The organism is Streptococcus sp. HMSC076H09, assembly GCF_001811765.1.
Taxonomy (GTDB): domain Bacteria; phylum Bacillota; class Bacilli; order Lactobacillales; family Streptococcaceae; genus Streptococcus; species Streptococcus agalactiae.
In genome coordinates, this window is record NZ_KV806601.1 from 128,556 (window position 1) to 145,689 (window position 17,134).

Genomic DNA, 17,134 nt, shown 5'->3' on the forward strand with positions numbered 1-17,134 from the left:
TTAATAATAAAAAACTAGTAAAATTATAAAAATATATTGAAAATAGTGATAAGTTGGTATACAATCCTTTTTGGAAACATTACTGAACTCCCATTTTTCTAGAGTTGATGTATGCAACCAATATTTTAAGACTTGGAGTTTCTATGACATTAACCTTTGGGAAACCTTCTATAACGATACGCCGTCTAGGAGTGATAACTAGTACATATATGATGCTAGGTTTTATCTTATTATGTGGATTTTTGCATCCTAGTACAATTTATAGTGAGGAAATAAAATCTGATATAAACTCTTTTATATCAATAGATGATGAAAAAACTACTGTTCCCATATTTGACTCTACTTTAGATAAGCTTACTAATTCAATAGAGGAGAGGCAGTTAGAATTAGATTCTGATACATCGGACAGTTTAATAGTAGATGATCAAAAAGATAAAGATATGGTAATAGTCTTAGGTGATTCTGACAGTCAAGAAAAATTGTCACCTCCTCTAAAATCGGAAATAGCGACAGAAGAAAATCGTAAACAGGCAAATTTAGCAGAACTAAATGCAACTCAACCTAATAATAGAACTACCTATATTATACCCGAAAGCAGTCATTCCATTGCAGAACAACAGAGATTCCTGATAGAATCAAAGGGTTATTCGGTTGCATTACTTAATAGCGATGAATTTAGAAAGACAGCGAGAGAGGATAGAGGTTTTGAAAGGGATAAGTTGAGGTCTTTGGATATCATTCCTAAGGGAGATTTATCGACAAGTAATGTCATAGGTAATACGGACATTGCTAGTCAGATATCGTTGGGCTTTAAAAAGAATGCGATACAGGAACACCATCTTACTAAAACATTCTCTCAAAAGGATGGAAAGTTATCGTCTGTTATAGAGGGGATGCTTGCTATTGGCAAAGAGAAAGTAGAGAAGGAAATAAAATATAGTGGTAATTTATGGCAAAAATTAAAAGCTAAGGCACACTGCCTTGTTTGCTGTGTTGATAATTTGAATTTTGAAGATATAAAATCTTATTTTCAATATTATTGTCATCTAAACCATCAGCTCAAATTACCTAAAGGTGCTATACTTTCTGCTAAAACAGAAGTATATAGGGGAGGAGATTTTGGGAGAAAAAATAAAGATAATGTGTTTGGTTACCGTATCCCCTCATTATTAAAAACGGAAAAAGGAACTTTACTTGTGGGAGCTGATGAAAGAATTGAGCAAGCTTGTGATTGGGGAAACATAGGAATGGTTATTCGCCGTAGTGAGGATGATGGTGTCACTTGGGGAAAAAGAGAAACTATTGTCAATCTCCGTAATAACCCTAGAGTTCCGCTAGTTACTAGTGGTGACTATAGTGGCTCACCTATTAATATGGATATGGCATTAGTTCAAGATACTAGCTCTAAGACGAAACGTATTTTTTCAATATATGATATGTTTCCAGAAGGAAGAGGCGTTATTAGTATTGCTAACACACCTGAAAAAGAATATACCCAAATCGGAGGACAGTCTTATCTTAATTTATATAATAATGGAAAGAAATCGAAGGTTTTTACTATCCGTGACAAAGGTATTGTATATAATTTTAAAGGGAAAAAGACTGATTATCATGTTATAACAGAAACTACTAAAAGTGACCATTCAAATCTAGGGGATATTTATAAGGGAAAACAGCTACTTGGAAATATATATTTTACAAAACATAAAACGTCACCATTTCGTTTAGCAAAATCAAGCTATGTGTGGATGTCATATAGCGATGATGATGGTAGGACATGGTCATCACCTAGAGATATAACAGCAAGTCTTCGTCAGAAAGGCATGAAATTTTTAGGAATAGGACCTGGAAAAGGTATAGTTTTAAAATGGGGGCCACACGCTGGTCGTATTATTATTCCTGCCTATTCTACGAATTGGAAATCTCATCTAAGAGGTTCACAATCTTCACGCCTAATTTATTCAGACGACCATGGAAAAACGTGGCATACTGGAAAAGCAGTCAATGATAACCGTATACTTTCTAATGGTGAAAAAATTCACTCCTTAACAATGGATAATAAAAAAGAACAAAATACAGAATCCGTACCCGTTCAATTGAAAAATGGGGACATTAAGTTATTTATGAGGAATCTAACTGGTAACCTAGAAGTAGCCACAAGTAAAGACGGCGGGGAGACTTGGCAAAACCATGTTAAACGATATAAGGAAGTTCATGATGCTTACGTCCAATTATCAGCTATTCGCTTTGAGCATGACAAAAAAGAGTATATTTTATTAGTGAATGCTAATGGGCCAGGTAAGAAGCGTCAAGATGGATATGCACGTCTAGCGCAAGTTAATCGAAATGGTAGTTTTAAGTGGTTATATCACCATCACATTCAAGATGGTTCGTTTGCTTACAACTCTGTTCAACAACTTAATAATGATAAATTTGGTGTCCTTTATGAACATAGAGAAAAACATCAAAATAGTTTTACTTTAAATTACAAAGTTTTTAATTGGAGTTTTCTTAGTCAAAATACAGAGAAGCAAGGCACTTTATGGGAGAAAATGGCAGCAAATTGGCATGTTTTGTTTAAATTTTATTTATGATTATGGCTTGCGGAATAAGCGTTCCTACAAATAAAAATAATAAGAAGTATCAAACTTCGTGATAGCTAGCTAGTAGTGAATTTTAGTTGACATAGTTATCACGGAGTTTTTTTTGTTCATTTCAAACAAAAACAAAACAAAACATTGACAAAAACAAAAATAAGATATATGATGATATTACAAACAAAAACAAACAATATCTTCCAACTACATACAATTGTATTAAAAGTGAAATAAGGAGAAAGAAATGACAATTATTATTGGGGCGGATGCGCATGGTGTTGAACTTAAGGAAGTGATTAGACAACACCTTACAAGTTTAGGTAAGGAAATTATTGATTTAACGGATACTAGCAAAGATTTCGTTGATAATACCTTAGCAATCGTTGCTAAAGTGAATCAAAAAGAAGATAACTTAGGAATAATGGTTGATGCTTACGGTGTTGGTCCTTTTATGGTAGCCACTAAGGTTAAGGGGATGATTGCAGCAGAAGTTTCAGATGAACGCTCAGCTTATATGACTAGAGCTCATAATAACGCTAGGATGATTACTTTAGGTTCAGAGATTGTTGGTCCAGGAGTTGCTAAACATATAGTAGAGGGTTTTGTTGATGGGACTTACGATGCAGGTCGTCATCAAATTCGGGTCGATATGTTGAATAAAATGTGCTAAGCGTAAGAGAGGTAAAGCAGATGAAAATTGCGGTCGGTTGTGATCATATTGTAACTTATGACAAAATTGCAGTTGTGGATTATTTAAAAACAAAAGGGTATGAGGTTATTGATTGTGGAACTTATGATAATATCCGTACTCACTATCCTATTTATGGTAAGAAAGTAGGAGAAGCTGTCGCTAGTGGAAAAGCCGACTTAGGTGTATGTATTTGTGGAACTGGAGTTGGTATTAATAATGCTGTTAATAAAGTTCCAGGAATTCGCTCAGCTCTGGTACGTGATTTGACATCAGCTATCTATGCTAAAGAAGAATTAAATGCTAACGTTATCGGATTTGGTGGGAAAATTACTGGTGGGCTGTTAATGACAGATATCATCGAGGCGTTTATAAGAGCTAAATATAAACCAACAAAAGAAAACAAAGTATTAATTGAAAAGATAGCCGAGGTTGAGACTCATAATGCCCATCAAGAAGAGAATGACTTTTTCACAGAGTTCTTAGATAAATGGAATCGTGGTGAATATCACGACTAAGGAGATATCTATGATTTTAACAGTAACTTTGAACCCTTCTATTGATATTTCGTACTGCTTAGAAAACTTTAACATGGATACTGTAAATCGAGTTACCGACGTCTCCAAAACACCTGGGGGTAAGGGGTTAAATGTGACTCGTGTTCTTTCTCAACTTGGCGATAATGTAGTGGCAACTGGTCTATTAGGGGGGGATTTTGGAGATTTCATCCGAAGTGGCTTAGATGCATTGGAAATCAGACACCAATTTTTAAGTATTGGTGGAGAAACACGTCATTGTATTGCAATTTTACATGAGGGTCAGCAGACTGAAATTCTAGAAAAAGGTCCACATATTACTAAAGATGAAGCAGACGCCTTTTTGAATCATCTAAAACTTATCTTTGATGCTGCAACTATCATAACAGTATCAGGAAGTTTACCAAAGGGACTCCCCTCAGATTATTATGCTAGGTTAATCTCCCTAGCGAATCACTTTAATAAGAAAGTTGTTTTAGACTGTTCAGGAGAAGCATTACGTTCGGTTTTAAAATCTAGTGCTAAGCCGACCGTCATTAAACCTAACCTTGAAGAATTAACACAATTAATTGGAAAACCAATTAGCTATAGTTTAGACGAATTAAAATCTACCTTACAGCAAGATCTTTTTAGAGGAATTGATTGGGTTATTGTTTCTTTAGGTGCTAGGGGAGCTTTTGCTAAACATGGGAATCACTACTATCAAGTGACGATTCCAAAAATAGAAGTTATTAATCCAGTTGGTTCAGGGGATGCAACGGTTGCAGGAATCGCGTCTGCTTTGGAACATCAACTAGATGATACAAATTTGCTTAAGAGAGCTAATGTCTTGGGTATGCTTAATGCACAAGAAACATTAACAGGGCATATCAATCTGACCTACTATCAAGAATTAATCAGTCAAATCCAAGTGAAAGAGGTATAGGATGGGATTAACAGAACAAAAACAAAAACATATGGAACAATTGAGTGATAAAAATGGTATTATTTCGGCCTTGGCTTTTGACCAACGTGGAGCATTGAAGCGATTAATGGCAAAATATCAATCTGAGGAGCCCACTGTTTCTCAAATAGAAGCACTTAAAGTTTTGGTAGCTGAAGAATTAACCCCTTACGCTTCATCAATGTTGTTAGATCCAGAATATGGGTTGCCAGCTACGAAAGTTTTAGATGACAATGCCGGTCTTTTACTTGCGTACGAAAAAACGGGTTATGATACCAGTAGTACCAAGCGACTCCCAGACTGTTTAGACATTTGGTCTGCGAAACGCATTAAAGAAGAGGGAGCAGACGCAGTTAAGTTCTTACTTTATTATGATGTTGATAGTTCGGATGAAGTAAACGAAGAAAAAGAAGCTTATATTGAACGGATTGGTTCTGAATGTGTTGCAGAAGACATTCCTTTTTTCCTTGAAATTTTGTCATATGATGAAAAGATTACGGATAGCTCAGGTATTGAGTATGCCAAAATTAAGCCACGTAAGGTTATTGAAGCTATGAAAGTTTTTTCAAATCCTCGATTTAATATTGATGTCTTGAAGGTGGAAGTGCCTGTCAATATGGACTATGTAGAAGGTTTTGCGCAAGGAGAGACTGCTTATAATAAAGCGACAGCTGCGGCATATTTTAGAGAACAAGATCAGGCGACACTACTCCCCTACATTTTTTTGAGTGCAGGAGTTCCTGCTCAGCTTTTTCAAGAGACTCTTGTGTTTGCTAAAGAAGCTGGTGCTAAATTTAACGGTGTCCTTTGTGGTAGAGCAACTTGGGCTGGAAGTGTTAAAGAGTATGTTGAAAAAGGAGAAGCTGGTGCACGTCAATGGTTACGTACAATAGGTTTTCAAAATATTGATGAACTAAATAAAATTTTGCAAAAAACAGCAACTTCTTGGAAGGAAAGATAATTGCTAGAGAAAAGCTGGTAAAGCAATTATTGTTCTTTATGAAAGGAAAAATAATGGCTATTACGATACAAAATCATGAGTTGCAAGTGACATTAAAAGCGTTAGGTGCAACAATGACTTCTATTACAGATAGTCAAGGCGTTGAGTACCTTTGGCAAGGGGACGCCACTTATTGGGGTGGGCAAGCTCCTATTTTATTTCCTATATGCGGAAGTGTTCGAAATGATTGCGTCATTTACAGACCAGCTCAAGCTCCACATTTTACGGGTATCATACCAAGGCATGGCTTTGTACGTCACAAAACATTCGACTATGATTACATATCGGATTCTTCTGTTCGTTTTACAATTAAAAGTAGTAAAGAAATGTTGATAAATTATCCTTATCGTTTTAGTTTAGAAATAACTTACACCTTAAGAAATAAAAGCATTGCCATTACATATATTGTCAAAAACTTAGAATCAGAAAAAAATATGCCATATGCTATCGGAGCTCACCCAGGCTTTAATTGCCCTTTGTTTGAAAAGGAAGTATTTAGTGATTACTATCTAGAGTTTGAACAGTTTGAAACTTGCACAATTCCTGAGTCGTTTCCGGATACAGGCTTGTTAGATTTACAAGCTAGACATCCTTTTTTAGAAAATCAAAAACAATTATCTCTTAATCATGCTTTATTTGAAAAAGATGCTATTACTTTAGACCAACTACGATCTAAGACGGTTTACTTAAAATCTAGAAATCATGCAAAAGGAATCCAACTTGACTTTGATGATTTTGAGAATCTTATTCTTTGGACAAGTAACAATGGTGGTCCTTTTTTGGCTTTGGAACCCTGGAGTTCTTTGTCAACTTCTATTGAAGAGTCTGATATTTTAGAAGATAAACAAAATATCGTACGGCTTAATCCAAAGCAGTCGAAACAGCATTCTATTCGGATCACTATTTTATAACAGAAATTTTCTGAGGAGACATTCTCCTCTTTTTCTGTGCTCAAAAAGAGGTTATAAATATGATATAATGAACAAAACTGTAGTGGAGGATGCCATGGATTTTAAGGAACTGTTTCCAGAAGTTATTACTAAACAGGAAGTTAAACAGAGTGAGGATTATATCATCGTTGAGCAAGATGGTCATGTCCTCCACTTTCCAAAATCTTCGCTAACTAAGCGTGAACTATACTTATTACAAATGACACCAAGCCTGGAAGATGCGAGTTCAGTGGATTCTCAGAATCCTTGGTACCGCTATCTAGTTGAAGGTCGTGGAAGGTTGCCCCAATCTCATTCGGCAGTCCAATTTATTTTTATTGAGCATCAATTTACCTTATCAGAAGAACTTAAGGATTTCTTGTCGCCTTTAGTAATAAACGTAGAAACAATTATGACAATTAATCAAACCCAAAGTGTCATGATTTTAAATCAGGATAATTTCTTTAATGCTACGGAATTACTAACAGATATTTTACCAACGATTGAAAATGACTTTAACACGCGTTTAAGGTGCTATTTTGGAAATAGTTGGACGCATCTACAAGCAGTGGACTGGAAAGAATTATATGAAGAAGAATATAAACTTTTTACGCTTTTTCTTAGTCACAAGGCCGAACAACATTACTGTCGATTTCCAAAGATGGCTTTATGGGCTTTGGCAAATCAATCGCCCATGCCTTCTATTAAAGCAAAATGTTTACAACATATCCTTGATACGAGTGATACTTCGGCTATAATAAAAGCCCTGTGGCAAGAGCAAGGAAATCTTGCTAAAACGGCTAAGGCACTTTTCATTCATCGGAATTCATTGCAATATAAATTAGATAAATTTACCCAATCTTCGGGACTTAATTTAAAAATATTAGATGATTTAGCCTATGCCTATTTGATTTCGATGGATACCTAAAATTTAGTTAGTTTGCACAAGAAATTTAGGCAAGGTTACCATTATATGAAAACCCTTTCTTTGCTATAATAAAATCACAATAATAAAAGAGGTCAATCTAATGGTAGAATTAAATTTAAATCATATTTACAAAAAATATCCAAGTGCATCGCATTATTCTGTTGAAGACTTTGACTTGGATATTAAAGACAAAGAATTTATTGTTTTTGTTGGACCATCAGGTTGTGGGAAATCAACAACACTTCGTATGATCGCAGGTCTTGAAGATATTAGTGAAGGTGAGCTCAAGATTGATGGCGAAGTTGTCAATGACAAATCACCTAAAGATCGTGATATTGCTATGGTTTTCCAAAACTATGCTCTTTATCCACATATGACTGTTTACGATAATATGGCTTTTGGGCTCAAATTGCGTAAATTCTCAAAACAAGAAATTGATAAGCGCGTTCGTGAAGCAGCAGCTAATATTGGCCTTACTGAATTCTTAGAGCGCAAACCTGCGGATTTGTCAGGTGGACAACGCCAACGTGTTGCTATGGGACGTGCTATTGTGCGTGATGCCAAAGTGTTCTTAATGGATGAGCCTTTATCTAACTTAGATGCTAAATTACGTGTTTCAATGCGTGCTGAAATTGCAAAAATTCATCAACGTATTGGTTCAACAACTATTTATGTTACCCACGACCAAACAGAAGCGATGACTTTGGCAGACCGTATTGTCATTATGTCAGCTACTAAGAACCCTGATGGTGATGGTACAATTGGTAAAATTGAGCAAGTTGGTTCACCACAAGAACTCTATAATCTTCCTGCCAATAAATTTGTTGCGGGATTCATTGGTAGCCCATCTATGAACTTCTTCAAAGTTAAAGTTGAAAATGGTATGATTATTAGTGAAGATGGTCTTCGAATCGCTATCCCTGAAGGTCAAGAAAAACTTTTAGAATCACGAGGCTATAAAGGAAAAGAATTGATTTTTGGTATTCGTCCAGAAGACATTTCAAGCAATCTTCTTGTCCAAGATACTTATCCAAATGCCAATGTTGAAGCAGAAGTTTTAGTTTCTGAATTACTCGGTAGCGAAACTATGCTTTATGTTAAGTTAGGTCAAACAGAATTTGCTTCTCGTGTTGAAGCGCGTGACTTCCATAATCCAGGAGAAAAAGTTAACCTAACGTTTAATGTTGCTAAGGGGCATTTCTTTGATGCAGATACTGAACAAGCTATTCGTTAAGGTATAAGCGATATTCATAAAAAGGTTGGGTTCCAGCCTTTTTATAATGTTTTTACGCAAACGCTTGCACTAAAAGAGGAAAAACGTTAAAATAAAAGATGAATGAATTATTGATAGGAGAAGAATAATGAAGAAACACTGGTGGCATAAAGCTACGATTTATCAAATTTACCCACGTTCATTTATGGATTCAGATGGTGATGGTGTGGGGGACATTAAAGGGATTACTAGCAAACTAGACTACCTTGAAAAATTAGGGATTACTGCTATCTGGTTATCACCTGTTTATCAAAGTCCAATGGATGACAATGGTTATGATATTTCAGATTATCAAGCCATTGCAGATATTTTTGGTGATATGAATGATATGGACCAACTGTTACAAGAGGCAAATCAACGCGGGATTAAAATCATCATGGATTTGGTAGTGAATCATACCTCTGATGAACATGCTTGGTTCGTAGAAGCGCGAGAAAACCCTAATAGTCCTGAACGTGATTTTTATATTTGGCGAGATGAACCTAACGATTTGACTTCTATTTTTAGTGGCTCAGCTTGGGAATATGATAAAGTATCAGGTCAATATTATTTGCACCTTTTTAGCAAACGTCAGCCAGATCTCAACTGGGAGAATGAAGCTTTACGTCATAAAATTTATGATATGATGAATTTCTGGATTGATAAGGGTATTGGTGGTTTCCGTATGGATGTCATTGATTTAATTGGGAAAATTCCAGATAAGGGCATTACTGGTAATGGACCAAAACTTCATGATTATCTTAAAGAAATGAACAGAGCTAGTTTTGGAAAGCATGACTTATTGACGGTGGGTGAAACTTGGGGAGCAACGCCAGACATTGCAAAACAATACTCAAATCCCGATAATGAAGAATTATCTATGGTCTTTCAATTTGAACATGTAGGTCTTCAACATAAACCTGACGCTCCTAAGTGGGATTACAGTGACGGATTAGATGTTCCAGCATTGAAAGATATTTTTACAAAATGGCAAACACAATTGGAGCTTGGCCAAGGTTGGAATTCTTTATTCTGGAATAATCATGACCTTCCTCGAGTGCTCTCGATCTGGGGAAATGATAGTGATAACAGAAAACAATCTGCCAAGGCTCTAGCAATCCTACTACATTTGATGCGTGGAACGCCTTATATCTATCAAGGTGAAGAAATTGGTATGACTAATTATCCATTTGAGTGTTTAGCAGATGTAGATGATATTGAATCCCTTAACTATGCTAAAGAAGCCATGGATAATGGGGTATCTGAAGCAACAATTTTAGATAGTATTCGTAAAGTCGGTCGTGATAATGCTCGTACTCCAATGCAGTGGAGTCAAGAACATCAAGCTGGTTTTACTAAAGGTACCCCATGGCTAGCAGTCAATCCCAATTATCAGGAAATTAATGTGGAGGCAGCGTTAAATGATACGGAAAGTATTTTTTATACTTATCAAAAATTAGTTGCTTTACGTAAAGAACACGACTGGTTAGTTGATGCTGATTTTAAACTTTTGGAAACAGCAGATAAGGTATTTGCTTATGTTCGTCAAACAGATAAAGAACGTTATTTAATAGTTGCGAACTTATCCGATCAAAACCAATCTTTTGAATTTCCAGAAGCTGTTAAAGAAACTATTATTTCAAATACAGAGGTTCAAGAAGTACTATCAAGTAACACTCTCAAGCCGTGGGATGCCTTCTGCATAGAGCTATTCTAATTTCGGTAGATATTTGCAAAAAAAGCTTATTCTCAGTATAATGAGGTAACAAATGATGTTAAAAGAGTATTGAAATAGGAGAAAAATATGGCAGTTCTGATTTTAGGTGGCGCCGGCTACATTGGCTCGCATATGGTTGATCAGTTAATCACACAAGGAAAAGAGAAAGTTATTGTTGTTGATAACTTGGTAACAGGTCATCGTCAAGCGGTGCATTCAGATGCGATTTTTTATGAAGGAGATTTATCCGATAAAACGTTTATGCGTCAAGTTTTTAGGGAAAATCCTGATGTAGATGCTGTTATCCATTTTGCGGCATTTTCACTAGTTGCTGAGTCAATGGAAAATCCTTTAAAATATTTTGATAATAACACTGCTGGAATGATAAAACTTTTAGAAGTAATGAATGAATGTGATATCAAAAATATTGTCTTTTCATCAACAGCTGCAACATATGGTATTCCAGAACAAGTTCCTATTTTAGAAACAGCTCCTCAAAATCCTATTAATCCTTATGGCGAAAGTAAGCTTATGATGGAAACAATTATGAAATGGGCTGATCAAGCCTACGGTATTAAGTTTGTCGCTCTACGTTACTTCAACGTTGCTGGAGATAAACCGGATGGCTCAATTGGGGAAGATCATAAACCAGAAACACATTTGTTACCAATCATTCTTCAAGTTGCTCAAGGAGTACGTGACAAAATAATGATTTTTGGAGATGATTACAATACTCCAGATGGAACTAATGTTCGAGATTATGTGCATCCATTTGATTTGGCAGATGCTCATATATTAGCAGTTGATTACCTTCGCCAAGGGAATGAATCAAACGTGTTTAATCTCGGATCTTCGACAGGTTTTTCTAACCTTCAGATGTTAGAGGCAGCTCGTCGTATTACTGGGAAAGAAATTCCTGCTCAAAAGGCAGCTCGTCGTCCAGGAGATCCAGATACGCTTATTGCTTCCTCAGAGAAAGCTCGTCAAATCCTTGGGTGGGAGCCTAAATTTGATAATATTGATAAAATTATTTCATCGGCATGGGCATGGCATTCTAGTCATCCAAATGGCTACGAAGATTAAAAAAACTTAGGTCTACAGGCCTAAGTTTTTTTTTATAAGCTTATAAACTTTGTAAGGACGACCGACCTTAGTATAAATTTGCTGACTTGTCAGAAGGCCTTTTTCTTCCATATAGGCAATATATTTCCTAACAGAGACATGAGAAAATTGACTGCATTTTGCTAACTCTTGGATAGTGAAAGGCTGCTCTAACTCTTGAATGGCATCAAGAATATGCTGATAGGTAATTTCAGAGAGCCCTTTCTCATCAAGTTTAACCTCTCCCTCTAGCCATCCAGAATCTATTTTTTGAAAGTGATCGATGTTGTCTTGATAGATTTTATCAGCTTCAAATGTATGATAATGATTTAGGAATTTTTCAATACTAGACTCAAAGCGTTCAAATGTAAATGGTTTTATCAGGTAATCTACAATACCTAAATGAAATGCTTCTTTGACAGTGTGCGCCTCGTTGGCTGCTGAAATAACAATGACTTCGGTATTTTGGTGTTGATTGCGTAATAACTTTAATAATTCTAGACCATTGCCTTCTTTAATATGAATATCTAAAAGAACAAGTTGGATTTTAATGTCATTAAGATAAGCAATAGCTTGTGTTTGACTAGCAGTTGAATAGATGTTTTGAAAATAATTGAGTTTTTCAAGGTAATTGCGGTGGATAAATTCCACCATAGGATCATCTTCGATAATTAATACGTCCATACTAAGGCCCTTCTGAGTAGATAATATTTGTTCTTATAATAACCTTATTTTGTTTTAAAGAGATCTTATAAGTAGCTCTTGAATCTACAAGTAACTGTTGAAAATAAGCGTCGTTGAAATACTGATGGTAGTCATTGAGTAACCACTTCTCATTCTCCCATTGATAATCTGTTTCAATGAGGTTATTTTGATAATTTAAACGTAAAGAAACTAAAGTCGTTGAATTTAATAGCGTGAGTATCTTCGTATTAATATATCTGTGGAGCAAGAGATAGTTATTAACATCCTCAACAGTTGACTTGGTAGGGATTTCTACTAAAATTTCTGTGGATAGATTGATGTGTTTTTCTGCGAATTTTTCTCTTTCGCCAATAATGAAACTAGCCAGTCGAGGCTCTCTAACTAACATTGATAAGCGTGCTAAAAATTCATTTTGTGGCTCCAATAATTCTTTTAAATAAATTTTCAACTCGTCGTAGTATTCAATGTCTGCAAGTCCATAAATAACATGAAGTTGATTCATAAATTGATGTGTTTGGGCCTGTAGCGCAGAAGCATAAGCTGTAGTGTGTGCTAATTGATCCAAAGTGAAAAGTGTTTCAGTAACATTCCTTAAGAAGACAACATAGCCTCTATTTTGTGTTTTAACCGTAATTGGCGAGATAGATAGTAAATAGTCTTGTCCTTGAAAATGTAATACTTGTTCAGTTTTTTTTGAAAAATGATCCTGCTTGAGTTGAGGAATTAAAGATTCTAATAATTTACCTGAAAATAGGTCTCGTTGCCCCTCTTTTTTGAATAATAAACTAGCTGCAGGATTATTTCTTTTGATGATATGCCTCTGGTCAATAACAAATACAGCGGCTTGAATTTGGTCCAGTGTTGCATTGCGCTCTTCTAAATGTTGAAAAATATCACTTGGATGGAGGTTGTGAAGTTGTTTTTTTAAGCCATAAGAAATTATACTTGTGACGACTAAGCTAATCAAAATACTAATCAAGAGAGGCTTACTAAACTCTTTTATGCTACTTTGAGATAAGTCTCCAAGTGTCGTTAATTTTAAGCCAACTGCAATTGCCCCAACCTGTTTTTGGTGATCATATACTGGAATTAAGTATCGTAAAGATTTTCCTAAAGAACCTTCTGCAGTAGACATAATAGCTTTTCCCTTAAAAACAGCTTGTTCATCACCCCCTTGAAATGGTTTACCAATCTTAGTGGAGTCAGGGTGGGTAAAACGGATCCCTTTTAAATTTATAAGGACAATATAGTCTAAATTTGATTTTTTGCTAAGGAATAACATTTGTTTTTGGAGACTTTGATCATAGTGATTATCTTTGAGTGTTTGTATAACTTGTGGATTTCTCGATAAAGCATAACCAGTATTTTTTAAGATTTTTTCTTCCTGTACCCTTACCATACGATAGGACTGATGTATAGTGACATAATAAAAAATAGAAAATATACAAATGGTCATAGTGACTAAAATCAATGATAGAAATGCCCAAAGAGATAGTTTTTTTTTTCATCAGCACCCTCCGAGTTTAGTATAACATAGCCTAAAAACTAGAATCCAGCTTAAATTAATTAAATAAGTTGAAATAATTCAATTACTTAAATAAACTTCCTTATCACTAAGTCCCAAAGTAAACTGTACATAAGAAGTAAAAGGAGGTGCTTTCATGGCAGACGTGAAGGTAGTGAATAATGAGGATTCTAGAGGTCAAAAGCAAGACTTAAAGGCTAAACTATTTCATATTAAGATAGGGTCAGTTCCCCTACCAGTATATGTTTGTTTAGCATTATTGATTCTTCTAGCAGGCTTTTTACAAAAATTGCCAGTCAATATGCTAGGAGGATTTGCAGTTATCTTAACAATGGGGTGGTTCTTAGGGACTATCGGAGCTAGCATTCCTGGTTTTAAAAACTTCGGTGGCCCAGCTATTTTATCTTTATTAGTACCATCTATTTTGGTGTTTTTCAACCTCATTAATAAAAATGTTTTAGAATCAACAAATATGTTGATGAAGCAAGCTAACTTTCTTTATTTTTATATTGCTTGTTTAGTGTCCGGTAGTATTTTAGGGATGAATCGGAAAATGTTGATTCAGGGATTGCTAAGAATGATTTTCCCCATGTTATTAGGAATGGTTTGTGCGATGATGGTAGGGACATTTGTCGGTGTTATTTTAGGCTTAGAGTGGCGACACACTTTGTTTTATATCGTAACACCCGTTTTAGCTGGTGGTATTGGTGAAGGTATTTTACCATTATCGTTAGGCTATAGTTCAATTACCGGTGTAGCTAGTGAACAACTAGTTGCTCAACTCATCCCAGCCACTATTATTGGTAATTTCTTTGCCATTTTATGTACTGCACTATTGAATCGTTTGGGAGAAAAGAAACCACACTTGTCTGGTCAAGGGCAATTAGTAAGGTTAAATAAAGGAGAGGACATGTCAGATATTATTGCTGATCATTCTGGCCCAATTGACGTTAAGAAAATGGGTGGAGGTGTTTTAACAGCATGTAGTCTCTTTATTTTTGGACATTTGTTGCAGCAATTAACTGGATTTCCTGGTCCCGTATTAATGATTGTTGCAGCAGCTATTTTGAAATATATTAATGTTATTCCCAGAGAAACACAAAATGGAGCTAAGCAACTTTATAAATTTATTTCTGGTAATTTTACATTTCCTCTAATGGCAGGTCTAGGATTGCTTTATATCCCGTTAAAAGATGTTGTGGCAACGCTTAGCATACAATATTTCATAGTTGTTATTAGTGTTGTATTTACAGTTATTTCTGTTGGATTCTTTGTATCGCGATTCCTTAATATGAATCCTGTTGAAGCAGGTATTATTTCAGCTTGTCAAAGTGGTATGGGAGGAACAGGAGATGTTGCCATTTTAAGTACAGCAGACCGAATGAACTTGATGCCATTTGCTCAAGTTGCTACGCGTTTAGGAGGAGCTATTACTGTTATCACAATGACAGCCATTTTACGCATGTTATTCTAATATTTATCAAAAGGAGTTATCAAAATGAGTGAAAATTTAGGTCAATTAGCTATCAACCAAGCTAGAGAAAATGGTGGAAAATTAGAAGTAATTTCAAAAGTTAAGGTGGAAGATAAGAGGGATCTTAGTATTGCCTATACCCCAGGGGTGGCGTCAGTATCATCAGCTATTGCAGAGGATGTGGAGCTTGCATATGAGTTGACGACTAAAAAAAATACAGTAGCCGTAGTGAGTGATGGTTCAGCTGTTCTTGGATTAGGAGATATTGGTCCTGAGGCAGCAATGCCAGTCATGGAAGGTAAAGCAGCACTCTTTAAACGTTTTGCAAATGTAGATGCTGTGCCAATTGTGTTGAAAACAAATGATACAGAGGAAATTATTTCTATAGTAAAAGCTATTTCGCCGACTTTTGGAGGGATTAATTTAGAGGATATTTCAGCACCACGTTGTTTCGAAATTGAACAACGCCTAATTGAAGAATGTGATATACCAGTTTTCCATGATGACCAACATGGTACAGCAATCGTAGTATTAGCGGCTTTGTTTAACAGTTTGAAGCTAGTTAAAAAAGACATTGAAGACATCAGAGTAGTTGTTAATGGTGGAGGTTCAGCGGGCTTATCTATAACAAGGAAGCTTCTATCAGCAGGAGCAAAACATGTAACGGTAGTTGATCGATTTGGCATTATTAACGATAAAGATCGGGAGTCATTAGCCCCTCATCACAAAGCGATTGCAAAATTGACTAATAGAGAATTCCAATCTGGATCCTTAGAAGATGCTTTGGAGAATGCCGATGTTTTTATAGGTGTTTCTGCTCCGGAAGCATTACATGCAGAATGGATTTCCAAGATGGCTGATAAACCTATTGTATTTGCAATGGCGAATCCTATTCCAGAAATTTATCCAGATCAAGCCTTAAAAGCCGGAGCTTACATAGTTGGAACTGGTCGTAGTGATTTTCCAAATCAAATTAATAATGTTTTAGCATTTCCGGGTATTTTCAGAGGAGCATTAGATGCTAGAGCAAAAACGATAACTGTTGAAATGCAAATTGCGGCAGCGAGAGGCATAGCTAGTTTAATACCGGAGGAAGAATTAAGCACAACTCACATCATTCCAAATGCTTTTCAAAATGATGTGGCCGATGTAGTTGCTAAAAGCGTCAGTAATGCTGTACAAAAATAAGGTGTAAAATAAAAACTGAGCTATGCTCAGTTTTTTTGATGAGTCATTTAAATATGAGTGAGCATTTTTGAGGATAGTTTGAAGCGAGAAGTGAGTTAATGATTTTGATAGGATCGTTGTTACTCTTGCCTTGCAAGTTTTGCCATCATAGGTTATTCTTTAAATATAAGATTTAGAAAGTTGGTTAACTATGTATTCTTTTGAAGAACTTTTGGCAACCATGACTTTGATAACGGCTGCCGAAATTGAAGATAAAATTGATTCAAATCAAGATTTTGTACTGTTCATTGGTCGTATTTCTTGTCCATTTTGTCACCTCTTTGTTCCTAAAATTGTAGAAGTAGCTGATGAAGATGAATTTGAATTATTCCATTTAGATAGTGAAGATTTTGATCATTGGACTGCAAATAAAGAATTTCGAAATAAATATGACATTCCTACAGTGCCAGGTTTGATGGTTGTTAAAAACGGAACTATCAAGGTGAAGTGCGATTCAAAAATGACAAAAGAAGAAATCCGTGAATTTATTGGCTAAGAGACAGTATCTCCTT

General features: G+C 35.5%; 15 protein-coding genes. 13 read left to right on the forward strand and 2 right to left on the reverse strand.

Annotation, left to right across the window (positions count from 1 at the left end; translation table 11 throughout):
• The first annotated feature begins 143 nt into the window (after positions 1-143).
• The 10 genes from HMPREF2818_RS04320 to galE all read left to right on the forward strand — a co-directional run bounded on the left by HMPREF2818_RS04320 (position 144) and on the right by galE (position 11,673).
• Entirely contained in the window at positions 144-2,594 is a 2,451-nt protein-coding gene (locus tag HMPREF2818_RS04320) for a sialidase family protein (RefSeq protein ID WP_000176333.1), read from the forward strand.
• 247 nt (positions 2,595-2,841) lie between these two features.
• The gene (lacA, locus tag HMPREF2818_RS04325; RefSeq protein WP_000152527.1) at positions 2,842-3,267 is read left to right on the forward strand and encodes a galactose-6-phosphate isomerase subunit LacA; all 426 of its coding nucleotides are present in this window, start codon (positions 2,842-2,844) and stop codon (positions 3,265-3,267) included.
• Positions 3,268-3,287: 20 nt separating this feature from the next.
• A complete protein-coding gene (gene lacB / locus HMPREF2818_RS04330; RefSeq protein WP_000686152.1) occupies positions 3,288-3,803 on the forward strand; it encodes a galactose-6-phosphate isomerase subunit LacB in 516 nt (171 codons plus the stop codon).
• Between the two features lie 10 nt (positions 3,804-3,813).
• Complete coding sequence (locus HMPREF2818_RS04335; protein ID WP_070508684.1) at positions 3,814-4,746, forward strand: tagatose-6-phosphate kinase; 933 nt, start codon at positions 3,814-3,816, stop codon at positions 4,744-4,746.
• A gap of 1 nt (position 4,747) precedes the next feature.
• Positions 4,748-5,725, forward strand: coding sequence for a tagatose-bisphosphate aldolase (gene lacD / locus HMPREF2818_RS04340; protein WP_000524689.1), 978 nt, complete (start codon positions 4,748-4,750; stop codon positions 5,723-5,725).
• Positions 5,726-5,778: 53 nt separating this feature from the next.
• A complete protein-coding gene (locus tag HMPREF2818_RS04345; RefSeq protein WP_001018631.1) occupies positions 5,779-6,675 on the forward strand; it encodes an aldose 1-epimerase family protein in 897 nt (298 codons plus the stop codon).
• 94 nt (positions 6,676-6,769) lie between these two features.
• Positions 6,770-7,621, forward strand: a complete 852-nt coding sequence (locus HMPREF2818_RS04350; protein ID WP_000345946.1) for a helix-turn-helix domain-containing protein — start codon at positions 6,770-6,772, stop codon at positions 7,619-7,621.
• A 100-nt stretch (positions 7,622-7,721) separates the two neighbouring features.
• Positions 7,722-8,855 (forward strand): ABC transporter ATP-binding protein, encoded by a 1,134-nt coding sequence (locus HMPREF2818_RS04355; protein WP_000229966.1) that lies wholly within the window; start codon positions 7,722-7,724, stop codon positions 8,853-8,855.
• A gap of 127 nt (positions 8,856-8,982) precedes the next feature.
• Positions 8,983-10,590, forward strand: coding sequence for a glycoside hydrolase family 13 protein (locus HMPREF2818_RS04360; RefSeq protein ID WP_000716723.1), 1,608 nt, complete (start codon positions 8,983-8,985; stop codon positions 10,588-10,590).
• A gap of 87 nt (positions 10,591-10,677) precedes the next feature.
• The gene (gene galE / locus HMPREF2818_RS04365) at positions 10,678-11,673 is read left to right on the forward strand and encodes a UDP-glucose 4-epimerase GalE (RefSeq protein ID WP_000279626.1); all 996 of its coding nucleotides are present in this window, start codon (positions 10,678-10,680) and stop codon (positions 11,671-11,673) included.
• Positions 11,674-11,685: 12 nt separating this feature from the next.
• On the opposite strand, the gene HMPREF2818_RS04370 is transcribed toward galE, so the two are convergent.
• Both HMPREF2818_RS04370 and HMPREF2818_RS04375 read right to left on the reverse strand, forming a co-directional pair.
• A complete protein-coding gene (locus tag HMPREF2818_RS04370) occupies positions 11,686-12,375 on the reverse strand; it encodes a response regulator (RefSeq protein WP_000382775.1) in 690 nt (229 codons plus the stop codon).
• Position 12,376: 1 nt separating this feature from the next.
• On the reverse strand, positions 12,377-13,852 hold the full coding sequence (locus HMPREF2818_RS04375) for a cache domain-containing protein (RefSeq protein ID WP_046052134.1): 1,476 nt from the start codon (positions 13,850-13,852) through the stop codon (positions 12,377-12,379).
• Positions 13,853-14,075: 223 nt separating this feature from the next.
• Between HMPREF2818_RS04375 and HMPREF2818_RS04380 the strand changes: the two genes are divergently transcribed.
• From HMPREF2818_RS04380 to HMPREF2818_RS04390, 3 genes are all read left to right on the forward strand, one after another.
• Complete coding sequence (locus HMPREF2818_RS04380) at positions 14,076-15,395, forward strand: 2-hydroxycarboxylate transporter family protein (RefSeq protein ID WP_306341182.1); 1,320 nt, start codon at positions 14,076-14,078, stop codon at positions 15,393-15,395.
• A gap of 24 nt (positions 15,396-15,419) precedes the next feature.
• Positions 15,420-16,583, forward strand: a complete 1,164-nt coding sequence (locus HMPREF2818_RS04385) for an NAD(P)-dependent malic enzyme (RefSeq protein WP_001293702.1) — start codon at positions 15,420-15,422, stop codon at positions 16,581-16,583.
• A gap of 190 nt (positions 16,584-16,773) precedes the next feature.
• A complete protein-coding gene (locus HMPREF2818_RS04390; RefSeq protein ID WP_000286792.1) occupies positions 16,774-17,118 on the forward strand; it encodes a DUF6568 family protein in 345 nt (114 codons plus the stop codon).
• Positions 17,119-17,134: the final 16 nt, after the last annotated feature.

Excerpts from the sequence above, each read along its gene's own strand:
- HMPREF2818_RS04360 (WP_000716723.1), top strand. The coding sequence starts at position 8,983 with ATGAAGAAACACTGGTGGCATAAAGCTACGATTTATCAAATTTACCCA.
- lacD (WP_000524689.1), top strand. The coding sequence starts at position 4,748 with ATGGGATTAACAGAACAAAAACAAAAACATATGGAACAATTGAGTGAT.
- HMPREF2818_RS04350 (WP_000345946.1), top strand. The coding sequence starts at position 6,770 with ATGGATTTTAAGGAACTGTTTCCAGAAGTTATTACTAAACAGGAAGTT.
- HMPREF2818_RS04390 (WP_000286792.1), top strand. The coding sequence starts at position 16,774 with ATGTATTCTTTTGAAGAACTTTTGGCAACCATGACTTTGATAACGGCT.
- HMPREF2818_RS04320 (WP_000176333.1), top strand. The coding sequence starts at position 144 with ATGACATTAACCTTTGGGAAACCTTCTATAACGATACGCCGTCTAGGA.
- HMPREF2818_RS04345 (WP_001018631.1), top strand. The coding sequence starts at position 5,779 with ATGGCTATTACGATACAAAATCATGAGTTGCAAGTGACATTAAAAGCG.
- lacB (WP_000686152.1), top strand. The coding sequence starts at position 3,288 with ATGAAAATTGCGGTCGGTTGTGATCATATTGTAACTTATGACAAAATT.
- HMPREF2818_RS04355 (WP_000229966.1), top strand. The coding sequence starts at position 7,722 with ATGGTAGAATTAAATTTAAATCATATTTACAAAAAATATCCAAGTGCA.
- HMPREF2818_RS04375 (WP_046052134.1), bottom strand. The coding sequence starts at position 13,852 with ATGACCATTTGTATATTTTCTATTTTTTATTATGTCACTATACATCAG.
- HMPREF2818_RS04335 (WP_070508684.1), top strand. The coding sequence starts at position 3,814 with ATGATTTTAACAGTAACTTTGAACCCTTCTATTGATATTTCGTACTGC.
- HMPREF2818_RS04370 (WP_000382775.1), bottom strand. The coding sequence starts at position 12,375 with ATGGACGTATTAATTATCGAAGATGATCCTATGGTGGAATTTATCCAC.
- galE (WP_000279626.1), top strand. The coding sequence starts at position 10,678 with ATGGCAGTTCTGATTTTAGGTGGCGCCGGCTACATTGGCTCGCATATG.
- HMPREF2818_RS04385 (WP_001293702.1), top strand. The coding sequence starts at position 15,420 with ATGAGTGAAAATTTAGGTCAATTAGCTATCAACCAAGCTAGAGAAAAT.
- lacA (WP_000152527.1), top strand. The coding sequence starts at position 2,842 with ATGACAATTATTATTGGGGCGGATGCGCATGGTGTTGAACTTAAGGAA.